Consider the following 13,654-nt stretch of genomic DNA (forward strand, 5'->3'; position numbering starts at 1 on the left):
CAACAAAGGAATTCACAATGAAGGTGCTGGTAACGGTCAAGCGTGTGATCGATTACAACGTCAAGGTCAGAGTGATGTCTGACAACAGTGATGTTGATCTGAAAAACGTCAAGATGGCAGTCAATCCCTTTTGTGAGATTGCGGTCGAACAGGCTGTGCGCATGAAAGAGTCTGGGCTGGCAACAGAGGTGGTCGTCGTATCGATGGGGCCTGCTACCGCTCAGGAGCAACTGCGTACAGCGCTGGCGATGGGTGCCGATCGTGCCATACTGGTTCAGTCCGATGAGGCGCTTGAATCCCTGACGGTTGCCAAAATACTGGCAAAAATCGTCGAAGAAGAGCAGCCGGGACTGGTGCTGATGGGCAAGCAGTCGATCGATACGGATAATAATCAGACGGGTCAGATGTTGTCGGCGCTGACAGGCATGGCTCAGGGCGCTTTTGCCTCTGCTATCGAAGCAGATGGTGACCAGCTCAAGGTGACCCGTGAAGTGGATGGCGGTCTGCAGACTCTGTCGATCAAACTGCCAGCGGTAGTCACTGTTGATCTGCGTTTGAATGAACCGCGCTATGCGTCTTTGCCGAATATCATGAAGGCGAAGAAAAAGCCGCTGGACACAAAAACACCTGCCGATTATGGCGTCAGCGTGAAAGCTCACAGCAAGGTGCTCAAGGTTGAGCCACCAGCCGAGCGTCAGGCGGGTATCAAGGTTGGCAGCGTGGCAGAGCTGGTTGATAAACTGAAAAACGAAGCGAAGGTGATCTGATGGCTATTCTGGTAATTTCTGAACATGACAATACAGCGCTGAAGCCTTCAACACTCAACACCGTTAAAGCCGCCAGTGAAATCGGTGGCGAGATCGACCTGCTGGTTGTCGGCAGTGGCTGCAGCGCTGTTGCAGATAACGCAGCTAAAGTACCGGGTGTACGTAAAGTACTGGTTGCTGATAACGCAGCCTACGATCACGAGATCGCGGAAAACGTTGCTGCGCTGGTGATTGAACTGGCACCGGGTTACACGCATCTGCTGGCACCTGCGACCACTAACGGCAAGAACTTCATGCCCCGCGTTGCGGCCTTGCTGGATGTCGGACAGATCTCCGATATCATCAAGGTTGAATCACCCGATACCTTTGTGCGTCCTATCTATGCCGGTAACGCGATCGCCACGGTTCAGTCATTGGACGATACAAAGGTGATCACGGTGAGAACCACGGCGTTTGATGCAGTTGCAGAAGAGGGTGGCAGCGCAACGGTTGAGGCGCTGAGTCAGGTCAAGGATATGGGTCTGAGCCGTCTGATCTCTGAAGATATGGCGGTATCCGATCGTCCAGAGCTGACAGCTGCACGTGTCGTCATTTCAGGCGGACGCGGTATGGCTTCCAAAGAAAACTTCGCACTGCTTGAAAAGGTTGCCGATAAACTGGGTGCTGCCATCGGCGCATCACGTGCCGCGGTCGATGCCGGTTTTGTCCCGAATGATATGCAGGTAGGGCAGACGGGTAAAATCGTTGCGCCGGAGCTGTATATTGCTGTTGGTATTTCGGGTGCGATTCAGCATCTGGCGGGTATGAAAGATTCCAAGGTGATTGTTGCGATCAACAAGGATGAGGATGCACCTATCTTCCAGGTAGCTGATTATGGTCTGGTTGCAGATCTGTTTGAAGCCATACCTGAGTTGGAGAAATCACTGTAACAGGTGAAAATGAGAAGGGCCTCCCGCCCTGCGACAGACGGGGAGGCCCATTCAGCTCTGTTGGTTGGACAAGAGCCGGAGGCGCTTAAGCTGCGCCGGTTATCCTGGGATCAGGATGTGTGGCCATAAAGTGCAACAAGGTCTTTCTTAACAAGATAACGCGCTCATGATTGCCGCACCCTCTGGCATGTTCTATATCATCTAGAATGATACTCTTGATACGATTTTCCCCCTGATGTGTCACCAGATAATGCCCCAGTGCCATCGCAATTATCGGATCAACGTGCTCATGCTCAGCGATTGCATCAATCTCTTCGGGGGTTAGATCGCACATTTCAAGGCACTCGTTGTAGGTCAGCATCTGCCTCACCTCCTGTTACGTTTGATGATCAGTTCTGATCCGATAACCACCTGACATCCTGTGGCTAGCTCCAGTGTAGAACAGTTGTAACTGGAGTCCAGTGCCTGCAGGAGAGTATTATTCATTTATTCCCTTTGCTGCTGATAAGCTTTTCATGTTGCAACTGCGAGTTTGTATGACTTGATGCTCTATTTTCATTTGCTGAAACAGAGACTAACGGGCTGATGCAGCTGCGAAAGAATAGAGTAGTTGGATGGTGCTTTTTTAAACAGAATTATGCAGGTTTTATTGATCTGGATCAGATTTGATGACCTGTTCCTGTGGTGTAACCTCCTTAAAGGGGAGGCTTTCTGAGAGTTGCAGTATCCGTTGGCGCATCAGTTGGGTTTCATCTGTCAGGAACTGCTGGATTCCCTGTCTGAAACCCGGCTCCTCTATCCAATGTACCGACCAGGTTTCGATCGGCTTAAAACCGCGCTGAATTTTGTGTTCGCCCTGGGCTCCCGGATCAAAATAACGCAATTCATTTTCAATACAGTATTCGATGCCACGATAGTAGCAGGCTTCAAAGTGCAGGTTTTCATACTCATCCAGGCATCCCCAGTAGCGGCCATAGAGGGTATTGCTGCTTTTGAATGAGAGGGCGACTGCAACCGTTTTCTCCTGAGCCTCCGCGACAACCATCATCAGATGCTGTGGCAGGGTGTTTCGGATCAGGCGGAAAAAATCCAGATTGAGATAGCCTCGCTGGCCCCTTTTAAGATAGGTCAGTTGATAGCAGCGGTAGAAATCTTCCAGTAGCCCGTCATGAATATTGCTGCCCTCAACCACGCGTATCTCAATGCCCTGTTCGCGAATTTTCTGGCGCTCTTTATTCAGATTTTTACGCTTGCGCGATGTGAAGCGCGACAGGAAATCGTCGAAGCTGGTATAGCCGTCATTATGCCAATGATACTGAGTACCCAGTCGTGGCATCATCCCACAGCTGCTGAAATGGTCTTTTATGATCGACTCAGTGAACAGGCCATGCCAGGAAGAGGCCTGAAATCGCTCGCACAACACTTTGGCGGCTTGTGACATGGCCGGTATTGCCTGCTGAAGCGGTATGCTGATCCCGAACCTTGGGCCCTGTGACGGAGTGAAAGGGATGGCAGTCAGCAGTTTGGGGTAGTAATCCAGGCCATGGCGTGAATAGGCATCTGCCCAGGCCCAGTCAAACACATATTCGCCGTAGGAGTGGTTCTTCAGATACAGAGGCATGACCCCGACCAGGTTGCCCTCCTGCTCAAGCCTCAAGTGCAGCGGTTGCCAGCCGGTGTTGGCACTGACGCAGCCTGAACGTTCAAGCGCCTGCAGAAACTCGTGGCGCAGAAAGGGGTAGTCCGTACCGCACAGTTGGTTCCAATCCTCACGGCTGATCTGATCAATTGACTCACACACCTTAACTTCGAGCATATTGTTCTATACTTCCCTGAGTAACCTTTGAGAAACTGGCATCCATCTTATCCTGCCAGCTGGAGAATGTAATGGACGAACTGGAACTTGAATTTGTGGAGTTTGTACTGGACACACGTTTGCAATCTGACTGCATTAAAATGGGTGATTTTCCGCTTTGTCGCCTGCTGTTGATGAATGATGCCCAGTACCCCTGGTTCATACTCGTTCCACGGCGGGCAGAGGTGTCTGAAATCTACCATCTTTCCTCTGATGATCAACTGCAACTGATGAATGAGATCTCCTGCCTGACCGAAAATCTTGCGGATCTGTTCCAGGCCAGAAAAATGAACGTTGCCGCTCTGGGTAATGTCGTTAATCAACTGCATGTGCACTGCATCGTACGCTATGAACATGACTCTGCCTGGCCTGGACCTGTCTGGGGTGTGAAACCAGCTGTTGCTTATACGCCGGAAAAAGAGCAGGAGATCCGTCGAAAACTTGAAGTTTTGCTCGATGGAGAGCTGGACTATGTCCCGGAGGGCGATCAGGAAGGCTGACTGCTGGCTCAGTCGTTCAATATCTTATTTCGGGCGCTGTCAGCGCTCGGATAATCAGGTATAATTCCTCCCCTTCATTACACGTGGTTACCGTCCTGGCGATTTTATCGGAATTGCGAGTGCCATTCATGCGCTTGTTCAAGCGGTAATCGGTTGAGCCGGAGAGTCAGCAGAATTCATGCTGCTTGTGGCTAAGTCATTGTGTATACAGTATAAACGCTTCTGGAACAGGAACAGCCAACCATGCGCAGCCATTATTGCGGCGATCTTCGTAAAGAACATGTTGATCAGGATATAGTCTTGATGGGGTGGGTTCACCGCCGTCGAGATCACGGTGGAGTGATCTTTCTCGATCTGCGAGATCGTGAGGGGATAACTCAGGTCGTATTTGATCCCGACAGAGAAGAGAGTTTCAAACTCGCTGACAGCGTGCGTAATGAGTTCGTTGTTGAAGTGCGCGGTACCGTTCGTGCCCGTCCTGCCGGAACTGAAAACTCCGACATGAGCACCGGTGCGATTGAAGTACTGGGTAAAGAGCTGGTTATCCTCAACCGTGCCGATACGCCGCCTTTCCAGTTGGATGAACATCAGCAGGTAGGTGAAGACGTTCGTCTGCGCCACCGTTATATCGACCTGCGTCGTCCAGAAGTGCAGCGCAAGCTGCGTCTGCGTTCCAAAATCACACACAACATCCGCAACTATCTGGAAAAGAACGGCTTTATCGATGTTGAAACACCGATTCTGACCCGTGCAACGCCTGAAGGTGCGCGTGACTACCTGGTCCCGAGCCGTACACATGAAGGCAGCTTCTTTGCACTGCCTCAGTCGCCTCAGCTGTTCAAACAGTTGCTGATGGTATCCGGCTTCGATCGTTACTATCAGATCGCCAAATGTTTCCGTGATGAAGATCTGCGTGCTGATCGTCAGCCTGAATTCACTCAGATCGACATTGAGACCTCCTTCCTGGGTGAAGAAGATATCATGGGTCTGACCGAAGGGATGATCCGTGAGTTATTCCAGGAGCTGCTTGACGTGGATCTGGGTGACTTCCCGCGTATGCCTTACTCCGAGGCGATGCAGCGTTACGGTTCAGACAAGCCGGATCTGCGTATCCCGCTGGAACTGATCGATGTTGCTGATCTGATGGAAGGGGTTGAGTTCAAAGTATTCGCTGCGCCTGCGCAGGATCCCAAGGGCCGTGTTGCTGCTCTGAAGGTGCCGGGTGGTGCTGTTCTGACGCGCAAGCAGATCGATGACTATACCAGCTTTGTCGCCATCTACGGCGCCAGAGGACTGGCCTGGATCAAGGTTAATGAGCTGGAGAAGGGTGCGGAAGGTCTGCAGTCTCCAATCGTCAAGTTCCTGGGCGAAGAGGTTGCATTGAAGATCATGCAGCGTCTGGGGGCGCAGAATGGCGATATCGTCTTCTTCGGTGCGGATAAAGCCAAGATCGTCAATGAAGCACTTGGTGCGCTGCGTATTCGTGTCGGCGAAGAGATGGGACTGGTCGAGCGCGAGTGGGCGCCTCTGTGGGTGGTTGACTTCCCGATGTTCGAAGAGGCCAGCGATGGCAGTCTGACCGCACTTCACCATCCGTTCACCTCGCCAAGCTGCACGCCTGAAGAGTTGATCGCCGAGCCCGAAGGCAAGCTGTCGCGCGCCTACGACATGGTACTGAACGGTACTGAGCTGGGTGGCGGTTCGATCCGTATTCATGATCAGACGATGCAGCGTGCCGTGTTCAAGGTGCTGGGTATTGCTGATGATGAAGCGGAAGAGAAGTTTGGCTTCCTGCTGAACGCCCTGCGCTTCGGTGCACCTCCGCATGGTGGTCTGGCGTTTGGTCTGGATCGTCTGGTGATGCTGATGACCGGCTCCAGCTCGATTCGCGACGTGATCGCCTTCCCGAAAACCCAGAGTGCGGCCTGTCTGTTGACCGATGCACCGGGTGTGGTGAGTGCGGCGCAGTTGCGTGAGCTTAACATCAAGCTGCGCAAAACCCCCTGATTGTCTGTTTTGAGCGGGTTGCCATGCAGCCCGCTGATTTACCGAGGAAAGTAGTATGGCTGGTCATTCCAAGTGGGCTAACATCAAGCATAGAAAAGCCGCCCAGGATGCCAAGCGTGGCAAGATTTTCACCAAACTGATTCGTGAGCTGACCGTTGCCGCCAAGGCGGGTGGCGGTTTACCCGAAGATAACCCACGCTTGCGTGCGGCGGTCGACAAGGCACTCGGTGCCAATATGAAAAAAGACACCATCGAGAAAGCGATCCAGCGCGGTGTCGGTGGTGCTGATGGTGAGCATTATGATGAACTCACCTATGAAGGTTATGGTGTCGGTGGTGTTGCTATTCTGGTTGAGTGTCTGACCGATAATGTCAATCGTACCGTTTCCCAGGTGCGTGCTGCGTTTAACAAGCATGGTGGCAATCTTGGCACCAATGGCTCCGTCTCCTATCTGTTCGAGAAAAAAGGACAGATTACCTATCCTGAAGGGACTGATGAAGATCTTCTGATGGAGGCGGCTCTTGAGGCGGGTGCCGATGATATTGTCACCCATGACGATGGCAGTATCGATGTATTCACAGCTGTTTCTGACTTCCTGGATGTCAAACAATCGCTTATATATGCTGGTCATGAGCCGGTGCATGCCGAAATCGGCATGATTCCAGCCACTACCGTTGAGCTGGACGTTGAGGCGGGTCAGAAGGTCATGCGTCTGCTGGAGGTGCTGGAAGACCTCGATGACACCCAGGAGGTGTACCATAATGCCGACATTCCTGAAGAGGCGATGGCGTGAGTCGGTTGCCGGTCAGGAATGCTGACGCATGGTGATTCTGGGGATAGATCCCGGCTCTCGGATTACCGGGTATGGTGTGATCAGCTCACTGGGTTCTCGAAATGAGTATATCGCCAGTGGCTGCATCCGTATCAAGGGTGATGAACTGGCTGATCGTCTGAGCCAGGTCTATGCCGGTATCACCGAGGTGATCGATCGTTATCTGCCTCAAGAGGTTGCCATAGAGCAGGTATTCATGGCCCGAAATGCCGACTCTGCGCTCAAGCTGGGGCAGGCAAGAGGGGTGGCGATCGTGGCAGCGGGTAATCAATTGCTGCCCGTTCATGAGTACTCGGCACGCAAGGTCAAGCAGTCAGTGGTGGGAACGGGTGCCGCCGATAAGGCGCAGGTTCAGCATATGGTGGCGATGCTGCTGAAACTTCCCGGCATGCCTCAGGCTGATGCTGCTGATGCGCTGGCCATTGCCCTGTGCCATGCTCACAGCCGTCTATCACTGGTGAGTGTTGCCGGTGTGGCTTCCGGTAAGGGTGGTCGCTGGCGCTGAGCCCTGGCGTCGATCAGATCTGTGACCGGGGCGCTTACCGGTGCTATGATCATCATCTTCAGATCCACAGTCAGACCCCGTTCAGGCTGGCAGGGTCGTCCAATTTCATGTCACAGCAGGAATCAAATCATTCATGATCGGTCATCTCAAGGGTATCGTGCTGGAGAAGCTGCCACCACAGTTGCTTCTGGATGTGCAGGGTGTTGGTTATGAGGTTGAGGCCTCGATGAATACCTTTTACCGCCTGCCTGCTGTTGGCAGCGAGGCGAGTCTTTTCACGCATCTGGTTGTGAGAGAGGATGCTCAGTTGCTGTTTGGTTTTACTGATCGCCAGGAGCGGACGTTGTTTCGCGAGCTGATCAAGACCAATGGTGTCGGCCCCAAGCTGGCCCTTACTCTGCTTTCCGGGATCAGCGCGGATGCTTTGATCAACTGTATCCAGCGCGAAGATACTGCAACGCTGATTAAAGTGCCGGGTGTTGGCAAAAAGACTGCCGAACGTCTTATCATTGAGATGAAGGATAAGCTGAAGCAGTTGCATATGCCGCTTCTATCGGGTGATCCTGCCGAGATGCCGATTCATCTGCAGCAGACGCGTGTAGATCTCCGGGGTGAGGCAGAGAGCGCGTTGTTGGCGTTGGGGTATAAGCCGGTACAGGCAACTCGTGCCGTGGAACAGGCCAGCAAACAGGCAGGAGAAGGGGCCTCAACTGAAGAGTTGATCAAGCTGGCGTTGAAATCGATGGTCAGTGCCTGAGTTTGTTGCCGGCGGGCTCATCTGGCAGGTTATTTCATGCAGCTCATTCATGCAGCTCATTTTATGCAGACAACATAGAAATACAGGAAAATCATGTTAGAAGCTGATCGCTTTATCAGTGCCCTGCCCGTGAAGAGCGAGGAACAGCACGACCGAACTGTCAGGCCTCAGGCGCTGAGTGATTATCGTGGTCAGCCAACCGTGTGTGAGCAGATGGAGATCTTCATTCATGCCGCCAGGCAGCGAAATGAAGCTTTGGATCATACTCTGATTTTCGGCCCTCCCGGTCTGGGTAAGACCACGCTGGCCAATATCATCGCCAATGAGATGGGTAGTCAGATCAAGACAACATCTGGGCCTGTGTTGGAAAAGGCCGGAGATGTCGCCGCGATTCTGACCAGCCTTGAGCCTGGGGATGTTCTCTTTATCGACGAAATTCATCGCCTGAGCCCGAATGTGGAGGAGATCCTCTATCCTGCAATGGAGGACTATCAACTCGATATCATGATCGGAGAAGGGCCGGCAGCGCGATCCATTAAAATCGATCTACCACCCTTTACGCTGGTGGGTGCGACTACGAGAGCGGGGCTACTCACCTCTCCGCTGAGGGATCGATTCGGCATAGTCCAGCGTCTGGATTTCTATTCCATTGAGGATCTGACCGCAATTGTTGTCAGAACAGCCGAGCTCTACGGAACACCCCTGGATCCGGATGGTGCCCGAGAGGTGGCTTGTCGTTCACGCGGAACGCCACGTATTGCAAACCGTCTGTTACGTCGGGCCAGGGATTTTGCTCAGGTCAAGGGAGATGGTGTGATCACGCGGGAAATTGCCGATCTGGCCCTGAATATGCTCAAGGTAGATGAGCGTGGCTTCGATCATATGGACAGAAGGATGCTGCTGGCGATGATCGAGAAGTTCGGTGGTGGCCCGGTGGGTGTGGATAGCCTGGCTGCGGCAATCAGTGAGGAGCGAGATACCATTGAGGATGTGCTGGAGCCTTATCTGATACAGCAGGGTTTTATCATGCGCACCCCGCGAGGCCGAGTGGTGACAGATCATGCCTATCAGCACTTCGGGCTGCCGAAGCCTTCAGTTTAAGTTAAGGGCCAACAAGAGTATCAAACAAGCGTATTTATTTTTCAGGAGACTGCATTTGGCTTGATGCTGATCAAGGTCTGCGCACTGTGGGTGGTTACAATCAGTGATCACTTTCCATAAATGGAGTCAGCATGTGCAGCCGACATGATAAAGCTCAGTACAGACGGGAATTGCAGTCTCTACAGCAAAGTCTGCGTGATGAGCTGTCATCCTGTGAAGCGGCGTTGCAGCGGATTGAGCAGGGCACTTACGGTCGATGTGAGGTTTGTTCAGAGCCGATCGAGCTTAATCGCCTCAAGGCCGACCCTCTTACTACACGCTGCCTGGAGTGCCAGCACAGACATTAGGCAAGGGTGATTTCGTGCTGTATTACCCCGCTGAATAAATCTCCTTAGCATTCTGATGCCCCCCTCTTGTATAAATTCTCTCGGCTGCTATTGTGGGCAGTCTTTGCTTTAATTGGGTTTCGAGATGGTATTCAGCTGGCCGCTGAGGGTTTATATTGAAGATACCGACTACGGCGGTATTGTCTATTATGTGAACTATCTGAAGTTCATGGAGCGTGCCAGAACTGAGCTGCTCCGTAGCCTGGGCATCTCTCAGCAGCAGCTTGCAGTACAACAAAGGCTCTTTGTTGTGCACAAGGTTGACTGTCAGTACAAACGCCCTGCGTTGTTGGATGATGAACTTATTGTCGAAACGGCTCTCAAAGAGCAAGCTGCTGCGCGTGTTGTTTTCCAGCAGAAGATTATTCGTGCCCGAGACTCAGTAGTGCTCTGTCAAGCTGAGGTTCAGGTTGCATGTGTAAATTCCACATCCATGAAACCCTGTCGATGGCCTTCTGCTATTTCGGCCGGGCTGGAAAAATATTGTCAATGCCACTCCGAGGGAGAGAAAAGTGCAAGATAAGATGTCAATCTGGAGCCTGATCCTTGAGGCGAGCCTCTTGGTGCAACTGGTTATGCTGGTGCTGGTGCTGGCTTCGTTCTTGTCATGGGTTATGATTTTTCAGCGCAGATCCGTTTTGCAGCGTGCCAGAAAATCTTTTATTGCCTTTGAAGAGCGCTTTTGGTCAGGGACGGATCTCGGACATCTTTTCCGTGAAGTCAGTCAGAACCCTAACCCCGACAATGGCGCCGAGAATATTTTTCGTGCTGGTCTGAAAGAGTTCACGCGTCTGACTCAGAGTGGTAACGCTGATCCGGATGTGGTGATGAATGGTGTTCAGCGCAGTATGCGCGTCGCTTTTTCTCGTGAAGAGGAAAAGTTGGAGAAACACCTGCCATTTCTGGCAACGGTCGGCTCGACCAGTCCCTATATCGGTCTGTTTGGAACCGTATGGGGGATCATGAACTCATTCCGCGGTCTTGCAAATGTGCATCAGGCAACGCTGTCGGCTGTAGCGCCTGGTATTGCTGAGGCCCTGATTGCGACGGCTATCGGACTCTTTGCCGCAATTCCGGCTGTTATCGCCTACAACCGCTTCTCGGCTCAATCGGAAGCGCTGATGAGTAACTACGAGACGTTTGCTGACGAGTTTTCCAGCATTCTCTACCGCCGCGTTCATGTGCTTTGAGGTTTAATCGATGATCAGGCGGAACCGAAAAAAGCGCAAGCTGAACGCAGAAATGAACGTCGTACCCTATATCGATGTCACATTGGTGTTACTTATTATCTTTATGGTAACGGCACCCATGCTGACGCAGGGGGTTAATGTCGAGCTGCCTCAGGCCAGTGCAGAGCCGGTTGAAACGCAGGATGAAGAGCCACTGATCGTAACGGTTGATGCTCAGGGACAATACTTCATCAATGTAGGTGGTGAAGATACTGATCCAGTGGATGCTGAAACCGTTCAGGATCGAGTTGGTAAGGTGCTGAACAGTTCACCTGAGAAGATGATACTGGTCAGAGGGGATCGTCATGTTGATTATGACCAAGTGGTCAAACTGATGGTGTTACTGCAACAGGCCGGTGCTGCAAGTGTAGGCCTGGTGACCGAGTAGGCTTTGTCGTGGAAATACGCGGTTACATAGTTCCGTCTCTGAAAGCCTTGGCTGTTCATCTGCTGGTCATTATTACCATCGGCGGGTACTGGTTTGATCATGCCAAGCCCGAGCATCGGGCGCCCAGACATATTCAGGCGCAGATGGTTGATCTGTCTACGCTGCAGGCACCACAGCAAAATCAGCAGGCGGTACAGCAGGCTGAGGAGCAGCAACGTGCTGAAGCTCAGCGACAGGCAGAGGCAAGGCAGGCAGAGCAACAGCGAGCAGAGCAACAAAGGGCAGAGCAGCAGCGAGCAGAGCAGCAGAGAGTGCAGCAGCAAGCTGAAGCCCAGAGAGCAGAACAGCAAAAAGCAGAGCAGCAAAAAGCTGAACAGCAGCGTGTAGAGCAGCAAAAGGCCGAGCAGCAGCGAGTTGCTGAAGAGGCGCGACGGAAAGAGCAGGAACTGGCTGCCCGTCGTGAAACTGAAGCGAAGCAGAAGGCTGCGGAAGAGGCTCGTAAAGCGGAAGAAGCGGCGCGTAAGCGTCAGCAGGAACTTGCCGCTCAGAAAGCGGAAGAGGAGCGTAAACTGAAGGAAGCTCAGGCCAAGGCCAAGGCCAAAGCTGAAGCTGAGGCGAAAGCTCAGCGCGAAGCCGCTGAAGCCAGAGCCAGAGAGCAGCAGCGCCAGGCCGAGGCTGCTGCCAAAGCACAGGCTGAAGCAGCGGCTGCTGCACAAGCCGCTGCCGCTCAGGCTTCCAATGTTGTAGTCGCGGATATCTCGTCCTATATCGCTGGCATGTTGCAGCGTAACTGGCAGATTCCTTCGACAGCGCGCAATGGTATGCAGGCGATAATTTCGATCAATCTGTTGCCAAATGGTGAGATCAACTCGGTGGATATACACACCAGCAGTGGCGATGCAGTATTTGATCGCTCTGCAGTTCAGGCAGTTTTGAGAGCAGAGCGTTTCCCGCGAGTGGCGGAGATCGATCCGATTCTATTCGAGCGACGGGTAAGACGGACTTTAGTAACATTCAGACCAGAAGGCCTGAGGTGGTAAAAACAATGATGAAAAAACTGATCGCAATATTGACTCTGATGCTGACCAGCACCTGGTTGCATGCACAACTGGTAGTGGAGGTGACGCAGGGTGTTGATAGCCCAAGCCCTGTTGCCGTCGTTCCATTCAACTGGAGTGGTACCAGTCCGCTGCCGGAAGATATTGCTCAGGTCGTGTCTCAGAATCTTGAGCGCAGTGGCTTTTTCCGCATGATGTCGCGTGACAATATGCTCAGCTTTCCAAGTCGGGGGGATCAGGTCTTTTTCCGCGATTGGCGTATCAGTTCAACTGATTATCTGGTAATCGGTCGGGTAGAGCCAGCCGGTGGTGATCAGGTGAGTATCACCTTTGAAGTTTACGATGTGTTGAAAGAACAGCGTATCGTCAGTCAGCAAGTGGCAGGTACGACAGGCAGTCTGCGGGATGCCGGGCACTATATCTCTGATGTGATTTTTGAGGCTCTGACAGGAATCAAGGGGGCATTCTCAACCCGTATCGTTTATGTAACGGCTGAGCAGCTGGCACAGGATCGTCAGCGCTTCAGGCTGCAGATTGCGGACTGGGATGGAATGCGTCCACGCACTATTCTGGAGTCCAGCGAGCCTATCCTGTCGCCAAGCTGGTCGTTCGATGGCAGCAAGCTTGCCTATGTATCCTTTGAAACCTCTCGCCCATCCGTCTATGTGCAGCATCTGGCGACGGGGCGTCGTGAACGGATTCAGTCCTTTCCCGGTTTGAATGGTGCACCAGCCTGGTCTCCGGATGGTAATCGCATGGCATTGGTGCTGTCGAAGGATGGTAACCCGGAAATCTACATTCTTAATCTCAATACGCGCGAGCTGGATCGTATGACCCACAACAGCGCTATTGATACTGAACCGTTTTGGGCTCCGGATGGAAGCTCTCTCTATTTTACCTCTGACCGTGGTGGCTCTCCTCAGATCTATCGTCTGAATATGGCCAGCAGAAATGTGGAGCGTGTCACGTTTGAAGGTAATTACAACGCCAGAGGCCGGCTGACTCAGGATGGTCGGTTCCTGGCAATGGTACATCGTGGTCAAAGCAGAAGATTCCAGATTGCTGTTCAGGATCTCCAGAGCGGTCGTATCGATATTCTGACCAATAGCGACTACGATGAATCACCTAGTATCGCACCCAACGGCAGCATTATAATTTATGCTACTCAGCAGGGGGGGCGGGGTGTTTTAGGCGCCGTTTCACTTGATGGGCGGGTACGTTTTACAATGCCGGCGCCAAGTGGGGATGTGCGAGAACCAGCCTGGTCTCCATATCTGCAATAAGATCGAAAACAAATATCCTTAATCATGCCACAGGCCCCACGGGACTGTGCTCAGGAG

16 protein-coding genes are annotated in these 13,654 nt (G+C 52.6%); 14 read left to right on the forward strand and 2 right to left on the reverse strand.

Annotated elements, in window-relative coordinates; all coding sequences use genetic code 11:
• Positions 1-17 precede the first annotated feature (17 nt).
• Both ACK3CJ_RS08085 and ACK3CJ_RS08090 read left to right on the forward strand, forming a co-directional pair.
• Positions 18-767, forward strand: coding sequence for an electron transfer flavoprotein subunit beta/FixA family protein (locus ACK3CJ_RS08085; RefSeq protein WP_409525924.1), 750 nt, complete (start codon positions 18-20; stop codon positions 765-767).
• Positions 767-1,696, forward strand: a complete 930-nt coding sequence (locus ACK3CJ_RS08090) for an electron transfer flavoprotein subunit alpha/FixB family protein (RefSeq protein WP_409525925.1) — start codon at positions 767-769, stop codon at positions 1,694-1,696. The genes ACK3CJ_RS08085 and ACK3CJ_RS08090 overlap by 1 nt, the downstream gene beginning before the upstream one ends.
• An 85-nt stretch (positions 1,697-1,781) precedes the next feature.
• Here the strand turns inward: ACK3CJ_RS08090 and ACK3CJ_RS08095 are convergent, their stop codons facing one another.
• Positions 1,782-2,057, reverse strand: coding sequence for a hypothetical protein (locus ACK3CJ_RS08095; RefSeq protein WP_409525926.1), 276 nt, complete (start codon positions 2,055-2,057; stop codon positions 1,782-1,784).
• A 285-nt stretch (positions 2,058-2,342) separates the two neighbouring features.
• Positions 2,343-3,512: a GNAT family N-acetyltransferase gene (locus ACK3CJ_RS08100; RefSeq protein ID WP_409525927.1), complete on the reverse strand. Its 1,170-nt coding sequence runs from the start codon at positions 3,510-3,512 to the stop codon at positions 2,343-2,345.
• A gap of 71 nt (positions 3,513-3,583) precedes the next feature.
• On the opposite strand from ACK3CJ_RS08100, the gene ACK3CJ_RS08105 reads away from it, so the two are divergent.
• From ACK3CJ_RS08105 to tolB, 12 genes are all read left to right on the forward strand, one after another.
• Positions 3,584-4,051 (forward strand): HIT domain-containing protein, encoded by a 468-nt coding sequence (locus ACK3CJ_RS08105; RefSeq protein WP_409525928.1) that lies wholly within the window; start codon positions 3,584-3,586, stop codon positions 4,049-4,051.
• 243 nt (positions 4,052-4,294) lie between these two features.
• Entirely contained in the window at positions 4,295-6,058 is a 1,764-nt protein-coding gene (gene aspS / locus ACK3CJ_RS08110; RefSeq protein ID WP_409525929.1) for an aspartate--tRNA ligase, read from the forward strand.
• A 55-nt stretch (positions 6,059-6,113) separates the two neighbouring features.
• Positions 6,114-6,851 carry a YebC/PmpR family DNA-binding transcriptional regulator gene (locus tag ACK3CJ_RS08115; protein WP_409525930.1) on the forward strand — a complete coding sequence of 246 codons (738 nt, stop codon included), beginning with the start codon at positions 6,114-6,116 and terminating at the stop codon, positions 6,849-6,851.
• A 28-nt stretch (positions 6,852-6,879) separates the two neighbouring features.
• Positions 6,880-7,395 carry a crossover junction endodeoxyribonuclease RuvC gene (gene ruvC / locus ACK3CJ_RS08120; RefSeq protein WP_409525931.1) on the forward strand — a complete coding sequence of 172 codons (516 nt, stop codon included), beginning with the start codon at positions 6,880-6,882 and terminating at the stop codon, positions 7,393-7,395.
• Between the two features lie 133 nt (positions 7,396-7,528).
• Complete coding sequence (gene ruvA / locus ACK3CJ_RS08125; RefSeq protein ID WP_409525932.1) at positions 7,529-8,152, forward strand: Holliday junction branch migration protein RuvA; 624 nt, start codon at positions 7,529-7,531, stop codon at positions 8,150-8,152.
• Between the two features lie 93 nt (positions 8,153-8,245).
• Positions 8,246-9,253 carry a Holliday junction branch migration DNA helicase RuvB gene (gene ruvB, locus ACK3CJ_RS08130; RefSeq protein ID WP_409525933.1) on the forward strand — a complete coding sequence of 336 codons (1,008 nt, stop codon included), beginning with the start codon at positions 8,246-8,248 and terminating at the stop codon, positions 9,251-9,253.
• A gap of 131 nt (positions 9,254-9,384) precedes the next feature.
• On the forward strand, positions 9,385-9,600 hold the full coding sequence (locus ACK3CJ_RS08135; RefSeq protein WP_409525934.1) for a TraR/DksA family transcriptional regulator: 216 nt from the start codon (positions 9,385-9,387) through the stop codon (positions 9,598-9,600).
• 124 nt (positions 9,601-9,724) lie between these two features.
• Positions 9,725-10,162 (forward strand): tol-pal system-associated acyl-CoA thioesterase, encoded by a 438-nt coding sequence (gene ybgC, locus ACK3CJ_RS08140; RefSeq protein WP_409525935.1) that lies wholly within the window; start codon positions 9,725-9,727, stop codon positions 10,160-10,162.
• On the forward strand, positions 10,152-10,829 hold the full coding sequence (gene tolQ, locus ACK3CJ_RS08145) for a protein TolQ (RefSeq protein WP_409525936.1): 678 nt from the start codon (positions 10,152-10,154) through the stop codon (positions 10,827-10,829). Before ybgC ends, tolQ begins: the two co-directional genes overlap by 11 nt.
• Positions 10,830-10,839: 10 nt before the next feature.
• The gene (gene tolR, locus ACK3CJ_RS08150; protein WP_409525937.1) at positions 10,840-11,256 is read left to right on the forward strand and encodes a protein TolR; all 417 of its coding nucleotides are present in this window, start codon (positions 10,840-10,842) and stop codon (positions 11,254-11,256) included.
• A gap of 8 nt (positions 11,257-11,264) precedes the next feature.
• On the forward strand, positions 11,265-12,296 hold the full coding sequence (tolA, locus tag ACK3CJ_RS08155) for a cell envelope integrity protein TolA (protein WP_409525938.1): 1,032 nt from the start codon (positions 11,265-11,267) through the stop codon (positions 12,294-12,296).
• Positions 12,297-12,304: 8 nt separating this feature from the next.
• Positions 12,305-13,597 (forward strand): Tol-Pal system beta propeller repeat protein TolB, encoded by a 1,293-nt coding sequence (tolB, locus tag ACK3CJ_RS08160; protein WP_409526566.1) that lies wholly within the window; start codon positions 12,305-12,307, stop codon positions 13,595-13,597.
• Positions 13,598-13,654 lie beyond the last annotated feature (57 nt).

This window comes from Nitrincola salilacus (assembly GCF_046271865.1).
In the GTDB taxonomy this organism is placed as follows: Bacteria; Pseudomonadota; Gammaproteobacteria; order Pseudomonadales; family Balneatricaceae; genus Nitrincola; species Nitrincola salilacus.